Origin of the sequence: Halosimplex halobium (assembly GCF_051414055.1) — an archaeon.
Taxonomy (GTDB): Archaea; Halobacteriota; Halobacteria; order Halobacteriales; family Haloarculaceae; genus Halosimplex; species Halosimplex halobium.
This window is the reverse complement of sequence record NZ_JBLKNX010000001.1, coordinates 110,512-125,342: the sequence shown is the minus strand read 5'-3', so window position 1 is coordinate 125,342 and position 14,831 is coordinate 110,512. Positions and strand designations below refer to the sequence as shown.

Below are 14,831 nucleotides of genomic sequence, written 5' to 3'. Positions count from 1 at the left end.
GCGGGCCCGTCGCGGGCCGGTGTCACTCCTCGAAGGCTCGACTGGCGGGCAGGAACTCGACCTCCCGACCCAGTCCGGCGTCGACGGCCCGCTCGTAGAGCATATGGGCGGCGGCGACCGTCTCGATGGCGGTACCCCCGCTATCGAACAGCGTCACCTCGTCGGGAGCGGTGCGGCCGGGTTCGACGCCGGCGACCACTTCGCCGAGTTCGGCGTGGACGTGGTCGTCGCCGACCGCGCCCTCCGCGCGGGCGAGAAGGAACGCACCGGCGTCGCGCTCGACGCGCTCGCGGAGGTCCGGGACGTAGGTCGCCCGGGCGACCGTCTCGGCGTCGACCTCGCGCTTCTCGGGGTGGTACTGCCCCATGCAGGTGACGTGGGCGCCGTCGGCCAGGTCCGCGCCGTCGAACACCGGCTCCGCGGCCGTCGTGGCGGTGACGACCGCGTCGGCGTCGGCGACCGCGGCGCTGCTGGAGTCGACCGCCCGCACCGTCGGGTCGAGTTCGTCGTCCATCGCAGCGGCGAACGCCTCGCGGTGTTCGCGGGTCGGCGAGTAGACGCGGACGGCGTCGAACTCGCGGACGGTGGCGGCCGCGCGGAGCTGGCCGCGGGCCTGCGCGCCGCTGCCGACGATCGCGAGTTCCGCCGCGTCCTCGCGGGCGAGCGCGTCGAGCCCGACCGCGCCGCTCGCGCCCGTCTTGAACGGGTTGAGGCTCGCGCCGTCGAAGACGGCCAGCGGCGCGCCCGTCTCGGCGTCGAACAGCGGGAGGACGAAGTGGGCGTCGCCGGAGCCGAACCCGCCGGTGTACATGTACCCGCCCATCGCGCCGGTCTCGGGGAGGATCGCCGAGTACCCGGTGAGCATCCCCGGGGGGTCGCCGCCGGTGAGCCGCGTCCGCGGGCGAGCGGGGGCGCCCTCGCCGCGCTCGCGGTACCCCTCGCGGACCGCGTCGACGTACTCGGCGGGCGTCGCGAGTCCGCGCACGTCGTCGCTGGTCAGGAACAGCGCCCTGTCGTCGGTCATACCCCACCGTAGGGCCAGCGGCGGCTTAGGGATGTGGGAACGGGACGGCGACGAGAAGAAGGGGACGACGGCGAGAGAAGCGGGAAAGACCGGGGACGGAAAATCCGGCGTTCAGTCGGCGGGCTGGAAGCCGCCGTCGTCGGTCGACGAACGCGGAGCGCTGTCGACGGGACCGTTCACGAACATCGCGTGCCCGATGAGGCCGACGGCCACGACCGAGGCGACCGGAATCGCCGTCGTGAGCGCGAACCCGAACGCGGCGAGCAGGGCGGCGATTCCTCCGAGTGCGAGCGGGATCAGACCGAGAACGAGGTCGTAGTATCCAGTCATAATCTGTCGTCAACTACAGGATAGTAATACATAAGCGTTCTCCAGAATATGCGAGTACCATTCTGTATTACACCTATGTATCTGTCTCGTCGCCATCGAAAAACCAACTCATAACTTACAAAAATTCTATCGACCGATTTCAGGCGTGCGCACCCATCGAGACCGCTATTTTCGTCGGATCGCGACGAGATCCCGAAGTCGGGACCGGGTCGGCGACCCCGCTCGGGACGGTCGGAACCACCGGAAGGTATCACAGTTGAGAACTGGGGTGACCGTACACGGCCGGGAACGACGGCTTCGATCGCGGCTAATTCGTCGGATATTCGCTCTCTATGTCTTCTACCGCATATTATCTCGTGTGATACTCCGGCACGTGTATTTATGATGTGGTATCGGCAAGGTGTGGACGGAGGGACGGCACGCGCCGGCTCAGGACACAATGACGCCAGACGCAACGGACGACCCCGAGGGACGGACCGGATCGGACGAGGAGCGGCGACGCTACGCCGAACTCGACATCGGCGGCGAGGAGTTCGTCATCTACGACCGGGACAACCAGGAGGCGTGGATCCAGTCGACAGTCGCCGTTCCGGTCGAGGAGTCGCTATGACGGCGGGTCCCGACGGAGGTTCGCCCGGCGCCTGCGTCTCCCTCCGGTATCGCGAGACCAACTGACCCCCCACTGCCCCACTCACCACAGCGGGCGTACCCCCCAATTCGCTGCCGCTCTGCGGTGCTGTCGGACGCGGCCTCCTGCCGCGTCCGTTTCTGTCGCATCGACCGTCTACGACGTGAGCACGCTCGCCGCGACCCGCCACGGGAGCAACAGCGCGAGCGTGACGAGCACGGAGACGGCGAAGAACGTGACCGCGGCCCCGCCCGGGACGACGGCGGTCGCGCGGAGCGCCTGCGCGACCAGAGCCGCGCCGACCCAGGCGGGCACCGTCCGCACGACCGACCGCTTCGCCGAGGCGTACGTGCTTCTCGCGTAGGTCCCGGCCAGCAGCGACGTGACCGCCCAGCCGACGGCGAACGGCAGGACCGTGACCGCGACGTGAGCGGGGTCGACCCCGGGGTCGCCGCCCCCGTGGCCGACCGTCACGCCCAGCAGGACGAACGCGGTGATACAGGCGAGGTCGCCGAGTGCGACCAGCGCCGTGGCCGGCGCGGGCTCGACGCGGTGGGCCAGCGCCGTGCGGACGGATGTCATCACCCGGAGCGAGGGGCCGTTGCCCCTTCACTGGTTCGATGGGTCGTCGGCGGCCGCGGCCCGGCCCCTGGTCCCCTCCGTCGCAGTCGCGGGTTTCACACCCGCGACCGTGTACCCGAACCCGCGGTCGGGGACCGACGCCCGGAAGCCGCCCGCTTCCACGCGGTCGGCCAGCGCGTCGGCGGCGAGAAACCGCGAGTCGAAGCCCACGAGGTGTTCGGCCGCGACCAGCCCCCGACCGCGGAGCGTCGTCGGGTCGAACTCCCTGACCACGAGGGCACCGCCCGGCCGGAGCGCGCGGTAGGCCGCTGCGACGACCCCATCGACGTCGGCCATGTGGTGCAGAGCGTCGACCACGAGCACCGCGTCGACCGACCCGTCCCGGACCGGGAGCCGGGCGGCGTCGCCCTGCACGGTTTCGAGGCCGTGACCGCGCGCCTCCCGGAGCATCCCCCGGGCCGCGTCGACGACGACCGGCCGCGGTACGTCCAGCGCTCGCGAGGCTCGCCCCGTCCCGCCGCCCACGTCGAGGAGCCGCTCGACTGGTCGCTCGGCGAGGTCGAGCCCCGCTTCCAGCGTCTCGGGGTCGGCCGCGTACATCGCCCGGTCGTAGAGGCGCGCGAACCGGTGGAAGACGCCCACGTCGCCGAGTGCCATACCGCCGAGTACGAGCGCCCGCGGGATAACGGTGGGCGCCGACGGGAGCGATAGCCGCCGCCGGTAGCCGTCGGCGGACTCCGCTTCGCGAACGACCCTGCTACCGCCCCCTACAAGGGGCCGCGTCCGGTAGCCACGGCCGATGGAGCACGTCCTGCTGGGGTGGCCCGAGGAGGGCCCGACGCTGACGCTGGACTGGCGGGCGTTCAGCTACGCCGGCAAGTTCGTGATGTCCTCGACCGGGAAGGCCGTCGTCCGGACCGGCGAGGGATCCGGCCCCCCGGTGACCGACGACGGGGAGGCCGCCGCCGACGTGGTCGCCGCCGCGGCGTTCAACGAGGACCGCACCGACCCGGGCGTCTGCTGGATCCGCTACATTACCGTCCGCGAGGACCGCCGCGGCGGGGGGATCGGGCCGGACCTGGCCGCGTTCGTCGCCGCCCGCGCCGCCGACCGGGGGTACGACCGCGCCCGCATCGCCGTCAACAACCCCTTCGCCTATCAGGCGCTCTACCGCGCCGGCTTCCGCTTCACCGGCGAGGAAACGGGCGTCGCCGAACTCGTCCTCGACCGACCGCTCGACGAGGGGGGTGCCGCTGTCCCGGCCGACGACCGTTCGCGCGAGACGTACCAGGCCGGCCTCGACGTGTATCGCGAGCGCGACCGGTCCGAGGAGGGACCGGACCTCTCGGCGGACGAGCGGGCGTTCCTGGCGGAGAAGGAGGGCGCGGACCCGCCCGACCCCGTCGACCCGCCGGTCTGAGCACGCCCGGACCGGAGCCGTCCGTCCCGCTCAGGCCGCGACCTCCTCGTCGTCGACGGGCGACTCGAAGACGCGGGCGCCACAGTCGTCGCAGGTGACCGCGGCGACGGTGCGACTGGTACAGCACGACTCGACGGTCTCGGTGCCGAACGACACCGGACTGCCGCAGCCGGGACACGTCTCCAGGAAGATGCGGAGACCGTTGCAGACCTGTCCGCGGCCCCGGGCGGACAGCGACTCCCACTCCGGGAGGCGGTCGGCGAGCAGGCTCGCCCCCGCGAGGTCGGCGTGGAAGGCCGCCTCCGACTCCCAGGAGCCGACCCGCCGGCCGTCGACGCTGACCGCGAAGGCGTTGCCCAGTTCCTTCGTCGTCACCTCGCCGTCGTCGAGGCCGAGCGCCCCGAGCCAGGGGCCGGGTCCGTCGCTCGCGACGGCGTCGATCTCGGCGTGCCACGCCCGCTCGAAGTCGTCGGTCAGACAGCGGTCGTCGCCGCGACACGGTTCGATCGCGTCGGCGCGTTCGAGCAGCGCCTCCGGGTCGACCCGCTCGGCCTCGGCCTCCGCGGCCGCTCCGGCACCCCCCTCCGCCGGTGGGGCCGTTTCGGCCCCCTCGGTCGTCCCGCCCGCCTCGGCCGTGCCACTCGCATCCGCGACCGCGTCCGTTCCCGCTCCGGCACCGGCGGCGACCCCCTCGGGCGACGACTCGGGCGCCTTCCCGAACGCCGCGAGGACGGAGGCGGGCAGGTACCGCTTCGTCAGCGTCGGCGTTCCGGGGACGAGGTACCCGCGGAGCCAGATCGCCGCCAGCGAGACGGCGAGGACGCCGGTCGCGACGGCGACCGCCGCCGTCCGGTAGCCGGCCGCGACGAGCCAGGCCCCCAGCATCGTCGCCCCCACGGACGCGATCCCCACGTTCAGCACTGTACACGGCAGACAGCGGTTCTCGCCCGTGTACTCCGGGCGGCGCAACCGCGTCACGAGTGACCCCAGCATACCGCCCCCTTCGCGGCCCGCCGAATTGAATGTGACGGACGAGTGAAACCACGTTCGTGATAAGCGGCTGATCGGTCGGGTGCGGGATACGACTGCGGCGGGGCCGGGAGATTCAAACCGGGGGTGGACCTATCGGGGGGTGATGGGAAACGCAGACCTCCGGGACCTGGCCGCTATCGAGGCGGTGCCGTTCGACGACCTGTCGGGGTCGGTCGTCGCCGTGGACGCGCACAACTGGCTCTACCGCTACCTGACGACGACCGTCCGCTGGACGAACGACTCGATCTACACGACCGCCGACGGCGACGAGGTCGCCAACCTCGTCGGCGTCGTCCAGGGGCTCCCGAAGTTCTTCGAACACGACATCACGCCCGTGTTCGTCTTCGACGGGAGCGTCGTCGACCTCAAGGACGACGAGGTCGAGCAGCGCCGCGCGGACCGGGAGCGACGGGAGGAGCAACTGGAACAGGCTCGCGAGGCGGGCGACGAACTCGCGGTCGCCCGCCTCGAATCGCAGACCCAGCGGCTCACCGACACGATCCTCTCGACCACCCGCGAGGCCCTCGAACTGCTGGACGTGCCGGTGATCGAGGCGCCCGCGGAGGGGGAGGCCCAGGCCGCGCACATGGCCCGCGAGGGCGCCGTCGACTACGTCGGCACGGAGGACTACGACGCGCTCCTGCTGGGGGCGCCGCTGACGCTGCGCCAGCTCACCAGCAAGGGCGACCCCGAGCTGATGGACTTCGAGGCGACGCTGGACGACCACGACATCACCTGGGAGCAACTGGTCGACGCCGCCATCCTGATGGGGACGGACTTCAACGAGGGCGTCTCGGGGTACGGCCCGAAGACCGCCGTCGAGGCGGTCCGCGAGCACGGCGACATCTGGGCGGTGTTCGAGGCCGAGGACGTGTACGTCGACGACGCCGACCGGATCCGCGAGCTGTTCCTGAACCCCGCCGTCACCGACGACTACGACTTCGACCGCGGGATCGAACCCGACCTGGACGCCGCGCGGGCGTTCGTCTGCGACCGGTGGGAGGTCGACGCGGACGAGGTCGAGCGCGGGTTCGAGCGGATCGAGCAGTCGGTCGTCCAGACCGGCCTCGACCGGTGGACCTGACCGGGCGCGACCGCCCGGTTGCCGAAACCGAAATCCGTTCGGTTGCTGGAACCGAAAACGGCCGACACGCGTATGCAAGGCCGCCGGGCCGGAAACCCGCCGTTACTCGCGTGAAAGTGGCCTTACTCGGAGTAGCCGGCGCTACCGGGCGCTACCCCGAGGCTACCGAAAAAACGGTTTCCCCGGTTTATATACGGGACTTCCTAACGACCGGCTGGAGTCACACCGATGACAGACGAACCCACAGACCGGCCAGCCACGGGTGAACCGAGCCGACGAACGTTCCTCAAGAGCGGCGCGCTGGCGACCGGCGCGCTCGCCGTCGGGACCGGCGCTATCGTCTCCGGACAGAGCGGCGACGACGGCAGTGACGGCGACGACGGCAGTGACGGCGACGACGGCGCCCAGGAGATGAGCGACGGCTTCGCCTCCGTCCAGTTCGCAAACCAGGCGTCCGACGGAACCAGCGTGACTGTCGACCAGGCGACGCTGTCCGGACCGGGGTACGTCGCCTTCCACGACGTGACGCTCTTCGAGGGGCAGGTGACCGAAAGCGTCGTCGGCGTCTCGGAGCGCCTCGACGCGGGCGTCCACTACGGCGTCGACACGGAGCTGTTCGACGTGCCGGGCGCCGACTACGAGACCGAGCGCCTGGAGGGGACCGGCGCGCTCGTCGCGATGCCCCACCGCGAGACCGGCGACGACGACACCTACGACTTCGTCGATAGCGCGGGCGAGGAGGACGGCCCGTTCGTCGAGGCCGACCTCCCCGTCGTCGACCTCGCGTTCGTCGTCGCGGACGAGGAGGGGGCCGCCACCGAGACGCCGGACGGGACGCCGACGGGGACGCCCGACGGGGCTGCCACCGAGACCCCCGAGCAGAGCCTGTCGGACACGCCCACCGCGACCGAGACGGCGACGCCCGACGGGACGCCGACCGAGACCGCGGACGACGAAGAGCCGGAACCGTTCGCGACGGTCGACTTCGAGAACCAGGCGGTGACCGACGACGCGGTGACCGTCGGCGAGGCGCTGCTCTCGGAGGGCGGGTTCGTCGCGCTCCACGACGCGCGCCTGCTCGCGGGGGATGCGCTCGCGAGCGTCGTCGGCGTCTCCGAGTACCTCGACCCCGGCCGCCACCGCGCGGTCGAGGTCGCGGTCGACGACCCGGCGGGGCTCACCGAGGTGACCTTCCCGCCCGCGCCCGTGAAGCCGCTGATCCCGATGCCCCACCTCGACACCGACGACGACGGGAGCTACGACTTCGTATCGAGCGAGGGCGAGGACGACGGCCCCTACACCGCCGAGGGCCAGGCCGTCGTCGACCTCGGGTTCGTGACGACCGAGGCCGAGGGCACCGACACCGGAACCGGGACTCCCGAGGGGACCGACACCGGGACGGCGACCGGAACCGCGACCGGGACGGAGACGGCCACGGAAACCGGGACCGAGACGGCCACGGACGCGCCGACCGGGACCGAGACGCCGACCGACGCGTCCTGATGGGCCCGCTCCGGTCGCCCCCGAGCGGGGGCTATCCCGGACAGCCCGTCCCCCACGTCCGGTCGTCGGGGATCACGGGCACGTCGACGGACAGGTCCGAGCCGTAGTCGGCGAACCGCATGTCGACCGTTGCGGTCGCCGAGTTCCCGCCCTGGGACACCTCGAACTGGACCGCCGACCGCAGCGGTCGACGGGTCTCGGGGTCGAGCCAGACGCGGACTTCGGCGTCGTCGACGGTCGGGCCGCCCAGCAGCGAGCGGTCCCGGCGCTCCTGGTATCTCGTGAGTCCGTCCGTCGTCGGGCGGCCGACGAGCAGGACCGCCTCCCGGCCGTCGAGCGTGCGGGTGCCGTTGTGGGACAGCGACCCCGACTCCAGCAGCGCCAGCTGGCGCGCGGCGGGCGTCGCCACCCGCCAGTCGTCGGCGGTCACGTTCTCGACGCCCCACATGTCCATCCCCATCGGACCGCCGCACTCCCGGTAGGCGGTCCGGTCGACGACGTACGACTCGGAGGCCTCGCCCTCGCGGACGGTCGTCGAGTGCATCCGGCGCTCGGCGGCGTCGACGGTGCCGTTCAGGCTGGCCTCGACCCGTTCGGTCCGGCCGTCAGCCGTCGCGACGACCCGCAGGTCGCCCTCGAAGCGGTACGTGTCGGTGTCGTTGACCGCCTCGCGGGCGTCGGCGAGCGCCTCGACCGCACGCTCCTCGCGGGTTTGGTCCGGTCCGAGGACGGAACACCCGGCGAGGAGGATGCAGGCGGCGACAGCGAGGTGGAGGGCGGGGCGATCCATATCGGTGAGGGACCGGCCGGGCGGCAAGTATCTTGGGGCCGCGGGCGGTCCCGCGGCCTGGGGCCTGCGTGGCGGCCCGTCCGGGACCGGAGACCGTCCACCGGCCCCGACCGATCCCGAGCGCGTGGGAGACTTCGGTGGCTTTTACGCCTCTCGAATCGACGCTTCGACCATGTCAGACGAGGAATTCCGCACGGAGGAGGACAGCCTCGGCGAGATGCAGGTCCCGGCCGACGCCTACTGGGGCGCCCAGACCCAGCGCGCCGTCGGGAACTTCCCGATCAGCGAGGAGACCTTCGGGCGCCGCTTCATCCGCGCGCTTGGCGTCGTCAAGAAGGCCGCGGCGCAGGCCAACGAGGACCTCGGCCTGGTCGAGACCGAGAAGGCCGAGGCGATCGTGGAGGCGGCCGAGGAGGTCATCGCCGGCGAGCACGACGACCAGTTCCCCGTCGACGTGTTCCAGACCGGCAGCGGGACCTCCTCGAACATGAACGCCAACGAGGTCATCGCCAACCGCGCCACCGAGATCTACGGCGGCGAGATCGGATCTCGTACTATTCACCCCAACGACCACGTCAACTACGGCCAGTCGAGCAACGACGTGATCCCGACGGCGATGCACGTCGCCAGCCTCGAAGCGGTCGAGAACGACGTGCTCCCCGCGCTTTCGACGCTCGCCGACGCCCTCGGCGAGAAAGAGGACGAGTTCGAGGACGTGGTCAAGACGGGCCGCACGCACCTCCAGGACGCCACGCCCATCACGCTCGGCCAGGAGTTCTCGGGCTACCGCACCCAGATCGAGAAGGGGATCGAGCGCGTCGAGGGCGTCCGCGACCACCTCTCGGAACTCGCGCTGGGCGGGACGGCGGTCGGCACGGGCCTGAACACCCACCCAGAGTTCCCCGCGAAGGCCGCCGAGTACATCAGCGAGGAGACCGGGATCGAGTTCCGCGAGGCCGACAACCACTTCGAGGCCCAGGCCGCCCACGACGCGATGTCCGAGGCCCACGGTGCCCTGCGGACCGTCGCGGGCTCGCTGAACAAGGTCGCCAACGACCTGCGGCTGCTCGCCTCCGGCCCGCGCAACGGCCTCGGCGAGATCGACCAGCCGGAGAACCAGCCCGGTAGTTCGATCATGCCCGGGAAGATCAACCCGGTCGTGGCGGAGGCGGTCAACCAGGTCCACAAGCAGGTCGTCGGGAACGACGCCGCGGTCTCCGCGGGCGCCGCCGAGGGCCAGATCGACCTCAACCTCTACAAGCCGGTCCTGGCGAACAACTTCCTGCAGTCCGCGCGGCTGATCGCCAACGGCAGCGAGGTCTTCGCCGAGAAGTTCGTCGCGAAACTGGAGGCCGACCGCGAGCACTGCGAGGAGCGCGTCCAGCAGTCGATGGCGCTGGCGACCGCGCTGAACCCCGCCATCGGCTACGACAAGGCCAGCAAGGTCGCGAAGCAGGCGATGGCCGAGGGCAAGACCATCAAGGAGGTCGTCGTCGCGGAGGGGTACCTCAGCGAGGACGAGGCCGACGAGGTGCTCGACCCGGCGAAGATGACCGAGCGGGTCATCCTGGGCGACGAGGAGTAGCGACCCGAGCAGTCCCGTCAGTGGTCGCAGTTGCGGTCCCGGCACCGGTCGTCACGCTCGCGGCGGAGTCGTTCCCGCCGCCGACGGCGGCCCGCGCCTCGGGCAGCCAGTCGGGCGGCGAGACCGAGACGTTCCCCACCCGCCGGTAGGCGTACTCGTACTCGATGCGGGTCGGCGTCCCGCGGCGCTCGGTGGTGTAGGTGACGGCGAGCCGGCGGACGAACCCCTCGGGGGTGACGACGGCGCCGACCGAGTAGTTGGCGGCGTACTCTCCGTCGACGACGCCGGCGCCGCCGCTCTCGACCCAGTAGCGCCGCTCGCCGTCGGCCCGGCCGACCGACACCGACACGTTCCTGAGCGACAGGTACGACTGGACGCGGTTCGCGGCGACCAGCGCGACGGCCTGGCTGTCGTTGGTGGCGGGGCGGGCGCGGTAGCGCGGCTCGTCGGCGTCCTCCCGGCGGACGTAGCGGGTGTCGCCGTCGGCGTAGCGGTCGACGGCCGGCCGATACGCGAGGGTGAGGCCGGTCCAGACCACCCGCCGCGAGCGGCTCCAGCGGTAGGTGTCACCCGCCTCCAGCCGGACCGTCCGGGTGCGGTTGCGCGCGACCGTCCAGTTGCCGTCGCCCGTGGCCGTCAGCGTCCGCCGGCGCTCGGTCCAGACGTACGACCGGCCGGTGACCGCCCGGACATGGGCGGCGGCGAGCGCGCCCGGGCTGATGGTCCCGCGTGTCGTCACGCCCGGCGGAAGCGGCGAGGGCGCGGCCGTGTCCGTCGGCGCGGTCGTCGGCACCGGTGCCGGCGTCAGCGTCTCGGCGGGCCCCTCCGGATTGCCCCCGTCGGCGACGATCGAACAGCCCGCGAGGGCGACGAGGGCGACGACGACCACCGCGCGCCCGTCCATGGCCGCGGCTACGGTCCGGACCGGGAAAACACCTCGGCGCGGTTGTCCCATCGCCCGGTCGCACTCACCGGGAGAGCCCGCGAACGAGGTGATGTCCCGCGTACGCGGTCACCGCGCCGACGGCCGCGGCCGCGAACAGGTAGCCCGGCGTGAACGGCGTCAGGCTGGCGACGACCGTCCCGGCGACCGCACCGGCCGCACCGCCGACCGCACCGGCCGTCTCGTCGTAGTCGGTTTCGTTCATTCGAACTCCCACCCGAAGTACCGATAGACAGGGTAGACGGCCGCGAACTGGCAGACGAGGACGAGATTGAAGAATATCATTATCTGCGGGAACTCGGCGGGATACCCCAGCACCACGTAGACGCTGTACGCGGTCAGTATCCCCCACACCGAGGCGACGAACGTGATCAGCCGCTTTCCGATCGACTCCGACATCGTACGGACACGCCGAACGTGATTTCGAGCGTGTAAATCAGTTCTGTTGATCTGTCTGCGGTTCCGTCACGGGTCGCGTGTCCCGAACACGGTCGTCCCGGAGGCTCCGACCCCTCGACCCCGCCGAGCCGTCGAGACGGAGTCCTTTTTGTTCACCCGGTCGCACACACGCCCAATGAGCGACGCCGACTACGACTACGAGGACCTGGGGCTGGTGGCGGGGCTGGAGATCCACCAGCAGCTGGACACGGCCTCCAAGCTGTTCTGCCCGTGTCCGACGGACCTCAGGGAACCGGAGGAATCCGAGCGGACCTTCACCCGCTATCTCCACCCGACCAAGAGCGAACTCGGGGAGATCGACGAAGCGGCGCTCGAGGAGAGCATGGTCGACCGCGAGTTCGAGTACCTCTCCTACGACACCACCTGTCTCGTCGAGGAGGACGACGAGCCGCCGGGCCGCGTGGACCGGGAGGCGATGGACGTGGCCATGGAGATCGCCCAGCTGCTCGACGCCAGCGTCGTCGACCAGGTCCACGTCATGCGGAAGATCGTCGTCGACGGCTCGAACACGACGGGCTTCCAGCGGACGATGCGCGTCGCCGGCGAGGGCGCTATTCGTACCGACGAGGGCCAGGTCCGCATCGAGGACCTGATGCTCGAAGAGGAGTCGGCCCAGCGCGTCGCGGAGACCGGCTCGGGCGTCCGCTACTCGCTCGACCGGCTGGGCATCCCGCTGGTCGAGATCGGGACCAAGCCGGACATCCGCTCGCCCGAGCAGGCCCGCGACGCCGCCGAGCGCATCGGGATGTTGCTGCGCTCGACCGGCCAGGTCAAGCGGGGCCTGGGGACGATCCGCCAGGACGTGAACGTCTCCATCGCCGAGGGCGCCCGCGTCGAGATCAAGGGCGTCCAGAGCCTCGACGACATCGACGACATCGTCCGCAACGAGGTCCGCCGGCAGGTCGAACTGCTCGACATCGCCGCGGAACTCCGCGACCGGGACGCCGCGGTCGGCGAGCCCGCGGACGTGACCGAGGTCTTCGCGGACACCGACTCGGGGGTCATCGGCGGCGCGCTCTCGGACGGCGGGAACGTGATGGCCGTTCGTCTGGAGGGCTTCGACGGCCTCGTCGGCCGGGAGATCCAGCCCGACCGGCGCCTCGGGACGGAGTTCTCGGACCACGCCAAACGGCACGGCGCCGGCGGCATCTTCCACACCGACGAACTCCCGGCCTACGGCGTGACCGAGGACGAAGTCGCGGCCCTGCGCGAGGCGGTCGACGCCGGCCCCGGGGACGCGGTCGCGCTGGTCGCCGAGGACCCGGAGACGACCGAACTCGCCATCGACGCCGTCGCCGAGCGGGGCGAGGTCGCCATCGAGGAGGTGCCCGAGGAGACCCGCGACGCCAACGAGGACGGCACGACCCGCTACCTGCGGCCGCTGCCGGGCGCGGCGCGGATGTACCCGGAGACGGACGTGCCGCCCGTGGAGCCCGACCCCTCCGAGGTCGACCAGCCGGAACTCCTGACGGAGAAGGTCGAGCGCTACGGGGCCGAGTACGGCCTCGACTCCGGGCTGGCCGAGCAGGTCGCCTACGGCGAGTACATGCCGCTGTTCGAGCAGGTGGTCGAGGAGGGCGTCGACCCGACGCTGGCGGCCACGACCTTCGAGTCGACGCTGACCGAACTCCGTCGCGACGACGTGGCCGTCGGGAGCCTGACCGACGACCACCTCGCGGACGCGCTCGCGCTGGTCGACGGCGGCGAGGTGCCCCAGGAGGGGCTGGACGACCTCCTGCGGGCGCTGGCGGCCGACCCCGACCTCACGGCCCAGGAGGCCGTCGAGCGGGAGGACCTGGGCGGTGTCGGCGAGGACGAGGTCCGCGAGGCGGTCGTGCGCGTCGTCGAGCGCAACGCCGAGCAGGTCGAGCAGGAGGGCATGGGCGCGTTCTCCGGGCTGATGGGCGAGTGCATGGGCGAGCTGCGCGGGAAGGCCGACGGCGACACGGTGAGCAGCGTCCTCCGCGAGGAGATCCAGGAGCGGGCATAGATGAACGCGACCCGGCGCCGCGGGCTGGCCGCGCTCGTCGCGACGGCCCTGCTGGGAGCGGCGACGCTGGCGCTGGCGTCGGTGCCGCCGCGGCCGTTGCGGAGCGTCGTCACGCTCGTCGGGTCGCTGGGGCTGCGGGTGGCGACCGACTGGCTGGCCGTCGTCGCGCTGCTCGCGCTGGCCGAGCGGGTCGCGGCCGGCGGGGAGTCGGTGACGCGGTCGAGCGTCGCCCGGCTGACCGCGGCGGTGTTCGCCGGGGGCGTCGCCATCGAGGCGTCGCCGCTCGCGCGGCTGGTCGTCGCGACCGACCCCGTCGAGACCGCGATCCTCGTCGAGGGGACGGCCGATGCGGTCCAGAACGGGCTGTTCGCGGCCGGCCTCGTCGCCGCGACCGCGGCGGGCGGCGCGGCGCTCCGCGAGGCGCTCGGCGACGACGCCCGGCCGGGGCTCCCCGTGGCGCCGACCGAGCGGCGGCTCCCCCGGGTCGAGCCCGGTGCGGTCGTCCGGGTCGCGCAGGTGCTGGGGGTCGCCGCGGCGCTGTGGTTCGGCGCCGACCTCGCGACGCGGCTGGCGCTGGGCGTCCCGTACTTCTGGCTGGCGGTCGCCGACAGCGCCGTCGCGGCGCTGGGCGGGGCCGTCGACTACGGCGTGCTGGCGGTCGCCGGCCTCGTCCTCGCCGCCGACGGCGCGGACGCCCGGACGGTCGCCGGCGGGACGGCCGTCGTCTGGCTGGCGCTCGTCGTCGGCGGCATCGCGGTCGCGGTCCTGAGCGCGGGGCTCGGGGTGGTGCTCGTCGGCGCGACGGCGACGCCGATGGGCGCCGTCGAGGCCGCCGGGATGGGGCTGTGGCCCGCCCCCGACTCGTGGACGCAACTACTCGCGACCGGTACATTCCTCGCAGGCGCCGCCGGGTTCTCGGTCGTCCAGCGGACTGTCCCCGCCTCCGGCTCCGGCTCCCGCGGGCCCGAATCACCGGTCGACGACTCGGGCTCGCCCCGATGAAGTCCGGCGCCCACGCCGCGGTCTCGCTGGTCGTCGCCGCCGGGGCGCTCGCCTTCACGGCGGCGCCGATCCCCGCGTGGGCGGTCGTCACCCTCGCGCTCGTCGTCGGCGTCGGGATCGACGTCGACCACTTCCTGCTGGCGTGGTACAACACCGGGAGCCTGGACCCGGTCCGCCGCTGTCTGCGCGACCCGCGCATCGTCGTCGCCGCGCAGGACGAGATCTTCGACGAGGGGTCGGTCGGCGCGCTGAACCGCCTGCTGAGTCACGTCGTCGTGGGCGGCCTCGTCGTGCCACCGCTGTGGCTGTCCTCGCCGTACGTCGCCGGCCTGGTCGCCGTCGCGCTGTACGCCCACGTCCTCGCCGACCTCGTCTCGACGGCGCGGTGGGGCGTGGTCGTCGAGCGCTCGGCGAGCGACCGGGAACGGTGATCCCACCCGGCCATCGGGGGCTCTCGGC

Annotated in this window: 17 protein-coding genes; 8 read left to right on the top strand and 9 right to left on the bottom strand. The window is 72.1% G+C overall.

Annotated features, from left to right (window positions below; translation table 11 throughout):
• Window positions 1-22 precede the first annotated feature (22 nt).
• The gene (locus tag ACMGFG_RS00655) at window positions 23-1,024 is read right to left on the bottom strand and encodes an ornithine cyclodeaminase family protein (RefSeq protein ID WP_436928420.1); all 1,002 of its coding nucleotides are present in this window, start codon (window positions 1,022-1,024) and stop codon (window positions 23-25) included.
• Between the two features lie 111 nt (window positions 1,025-1,135).
• Window positions 1,136-1,354, bottom strand: coding sequence for a DUF8015 family protein (locus ACMGFG_RS00650; protein WP_436928419.1), 219 nt, complete (start codon window positions 1,352-1,354; stop codon window positions 1,136-1,138).
• 439 nt (window positions 1,355-1,793) lie between these two features.
• Between ACMGFG_RS00650 and ACMGFG_RS00645 the strand changes: the two genes are divergently transcribed.
• Window positions 1,794-1,964, top strand: coding sequence for a DUF7331 family protein (locus tag ACMGFG_RS00645; RefSeq protein WP_436928418.1), 171 nt, complete (start codon window positions 1,794-1,796; stop codon window positions 1,962-1,964).
• Between the two features lie 174 nt (window positions 1,965-2,138).
• Here the strand turns inward: ACMGFG_RS00645 and ACMGFG_RS00640 are convergent, their stop codons facing one another.
• The gene (locus ACMGFG_RS00640) at window positions 2,139-2,564 is read right to left on the bottom strand and encodes a DUF3054 domain-containing protein (protein WP_436928417.1); all 426 of its coding nucleotides are present in this window, start codon (window positions 2,562-2,564) and stop codon (window positions 2,139-2,141) included.
• Window positions 2,565-2,591: 27 nt separating this feature from the next.
• Entirely contained in the window at window positions 2,592-3,221 is a 630-nt protein-coding gene (locus ACMGFG_RS00635) for a class I SAM-dependent methyltransferase (RefSeq protein WP_436928416.1), read from the bottom strand.
• Window positions 3,222-3,363: 142 nt separating this feature from the next.
• Here ACMGFG_RS00635 and ACMGFG_RS00630 point away from each other — a divergent pair, with 142 nt between their 5' ends.
• Complete coding sequence (locus ACMGFG_RS00630; RefSeq protein WP_436928415.1) at window positions 3,364-3,984, top strand: GNAT family N-acetyltransferase; 621 nt, start codon at window positions 3,364-3,366, stop codon at window positions 3,982-3,984.
• A gap of 30 nt (window positions 3,985-4,014) precedes the next feature.
• Here ACMGFG_RS00630 and ACMGFG_RS00625 read toward each other — a convergent pair whose 3' ends face one another.
• Window positions 4,015-4,977 carry a DUF8054 domain-containing protein gene (locus ACMGFG_RS00625; RefSeq protein WP_436928414.1) on the bottom strand — a complete coding sequence of 321 codons (963 nt, stop codon included), beginning with the start codon at window positions 4,975-4,977 and terminating at the stop codon, window positions 4,015-4,017.
• A gap of 142 nt (window positions 4,978-5,119) precedes the next feature.
• Here ACMGFG_RS00625 and fen point away from each other — a divergent pair, with 142 nt between their 5' ends.
• Both fen and ACMGFG_RS00615 read left to right on the top strand, forming a co-directional pair.
• On the top strand, window positions 5,120-6,100 hold the full coding sequence (gene fen / locus ACMGFG_RS00620) for a flap endonuclease-1 (protein ID WP_436928413.1): 981 nt from the start codon (window positions 5,120-5,122) through the stop codon (window positions 6,098-6,100).
• A 228-nt stretch (window positions 6,101-6,328) separates the two neighbouring features.
• Complete coding sequence (locus ACMGFG_RS00615) at window positions 6,329-7,603, top strand: DUF7282 domain-containing protein (RefSeq protein ID WP_436928412.1); 1,275 nt, start codon at window positions 6,329-6,331, stop codon at window positions 7,601-7,603.
• Window positions 7,604-7,634: 31 nt separating this feature from the next.
• Here the strand turns inward: ACMGFG_RS00615 and ACMGFG_RS00610 are convergent, their stop codons facing one another.
• A complete protein-coding gene (locus ACMGFG_RS00610) occupies window positions 7,635-8,393 on the bottom strand; it encodes a hypothetical protein (protein ID WP_436928411.1) in 759 nt (252 codons plus the stop codon).
• A gap of 172 nt (window positions 8,394-8,565) precedes the next feature.
• Here ACMGFG_RS00610 and ACMGFG_RS00605 point away from each other — a divergent pair, with 172 nt between their 5' ends.
• Window positions 8,566-9,978, top strand: a complete 1,413-nt coding sequence (locus ACMGFG_RS00605) for a class II fumarate hydratase (RefSeq protein ID WP_436928410.1) — start codon at window positions 8,566-8,568, stop codon at window positions 9,976-9,978.
• On the opposite strand, the gene ACMGFG_RS00600 is transcribed toward ACMGFG_RS00605, so the two are convergent.
• From ACMGFG_RS00600 to ACMGFG_RS00590, 3 genes are all read right to left on the bottom strand, one after another.
• Entirely contained in the window at window positions 9,956-10,882 is a 927-nt protein-coding gene (locus ACMGFG_RS00600; RefSeq protein ID WP_436928409.1) for a hypothetical protein, read from the bottom strand. The genes ACMGFG_RS00605 and ACMGFG_RS00600 overlap by 23 nt on opposite strands.
• A 64-nt stretch (window positions 10,883-10,946) precedes the next feature.
• Window positions 10,947-11,126 (bottom strand): hypothetical protein, encoded by a 180-nt coding sequence (locus ACMGFG_RS00595; RefSeq protein ID WP_436928408.1) that lies wholly within the window; start codon window positions 11,124-11,126, stop codon window positions 10,947-10,949.
• On the bottom strand, window positions 11,123-11,320 hold the full coding sequence (locus ACMGFG_RS00590) for a hypothetical protein (protein ID WP_436928407.1): 198 nt from the start codon (window positions 11,318-11,320) through the stop codon (window positions 11,123-11,125). The genes ACMGFG_RS00595 and ACMGFG_RS00590 overlap by 4 nt, the downstream gene beginning before the upstream one ends.
• 175 nt (window positions 11,321-11,495) lie before the next feature.
• On the opposite strand from ACMGFG_RS00590, the gene gatE reads away from it, so the two are divergent.
• From gatE to ACMGFG_RS00575, 3 genes are read left to right on the top strand one after another with little or no spacing between them, the layout of a single operon-like run.
• Entirely contained in the window at window positions 11,496-13,370 is a 1,875-nt protein-coding gene (gene gatE, locus ACMGFG_RS00585; RefSeq protein ID WP_436928406.1) for a Glu-tRNA(Gln) amidotransferase subunit GatE, read from the top strand.
• Window positions 13,371-14,372, top strand: a complete 1,002-nt coding sequence (locus ACMGFG_RS00580; RefSeq protein ID WP_436928405.1) for a hypothetical protein — start codon at window positions 13,371-13,373, stop codon at window positions 14,370-14,372.
• Window positions 14,369-14,803 carry a hypothetical protein gene (locus ACMGFG_RS00575; protein WP_436928404.1) on the top strand — a complete coding sequence of 145 codons (435 nt, stop codon included), beginning with the start codon at window positions 14,369-14,371 and terminating at the stop codon, window positions 14,801-14,803. Before ACMGFG_RS00580 ends, ACMGFG_RS00575 begins: the two co-directional genes overlap by 4 nt.
• Window positions 14,804-14,831: the final 28 nt, after the last annotated feature.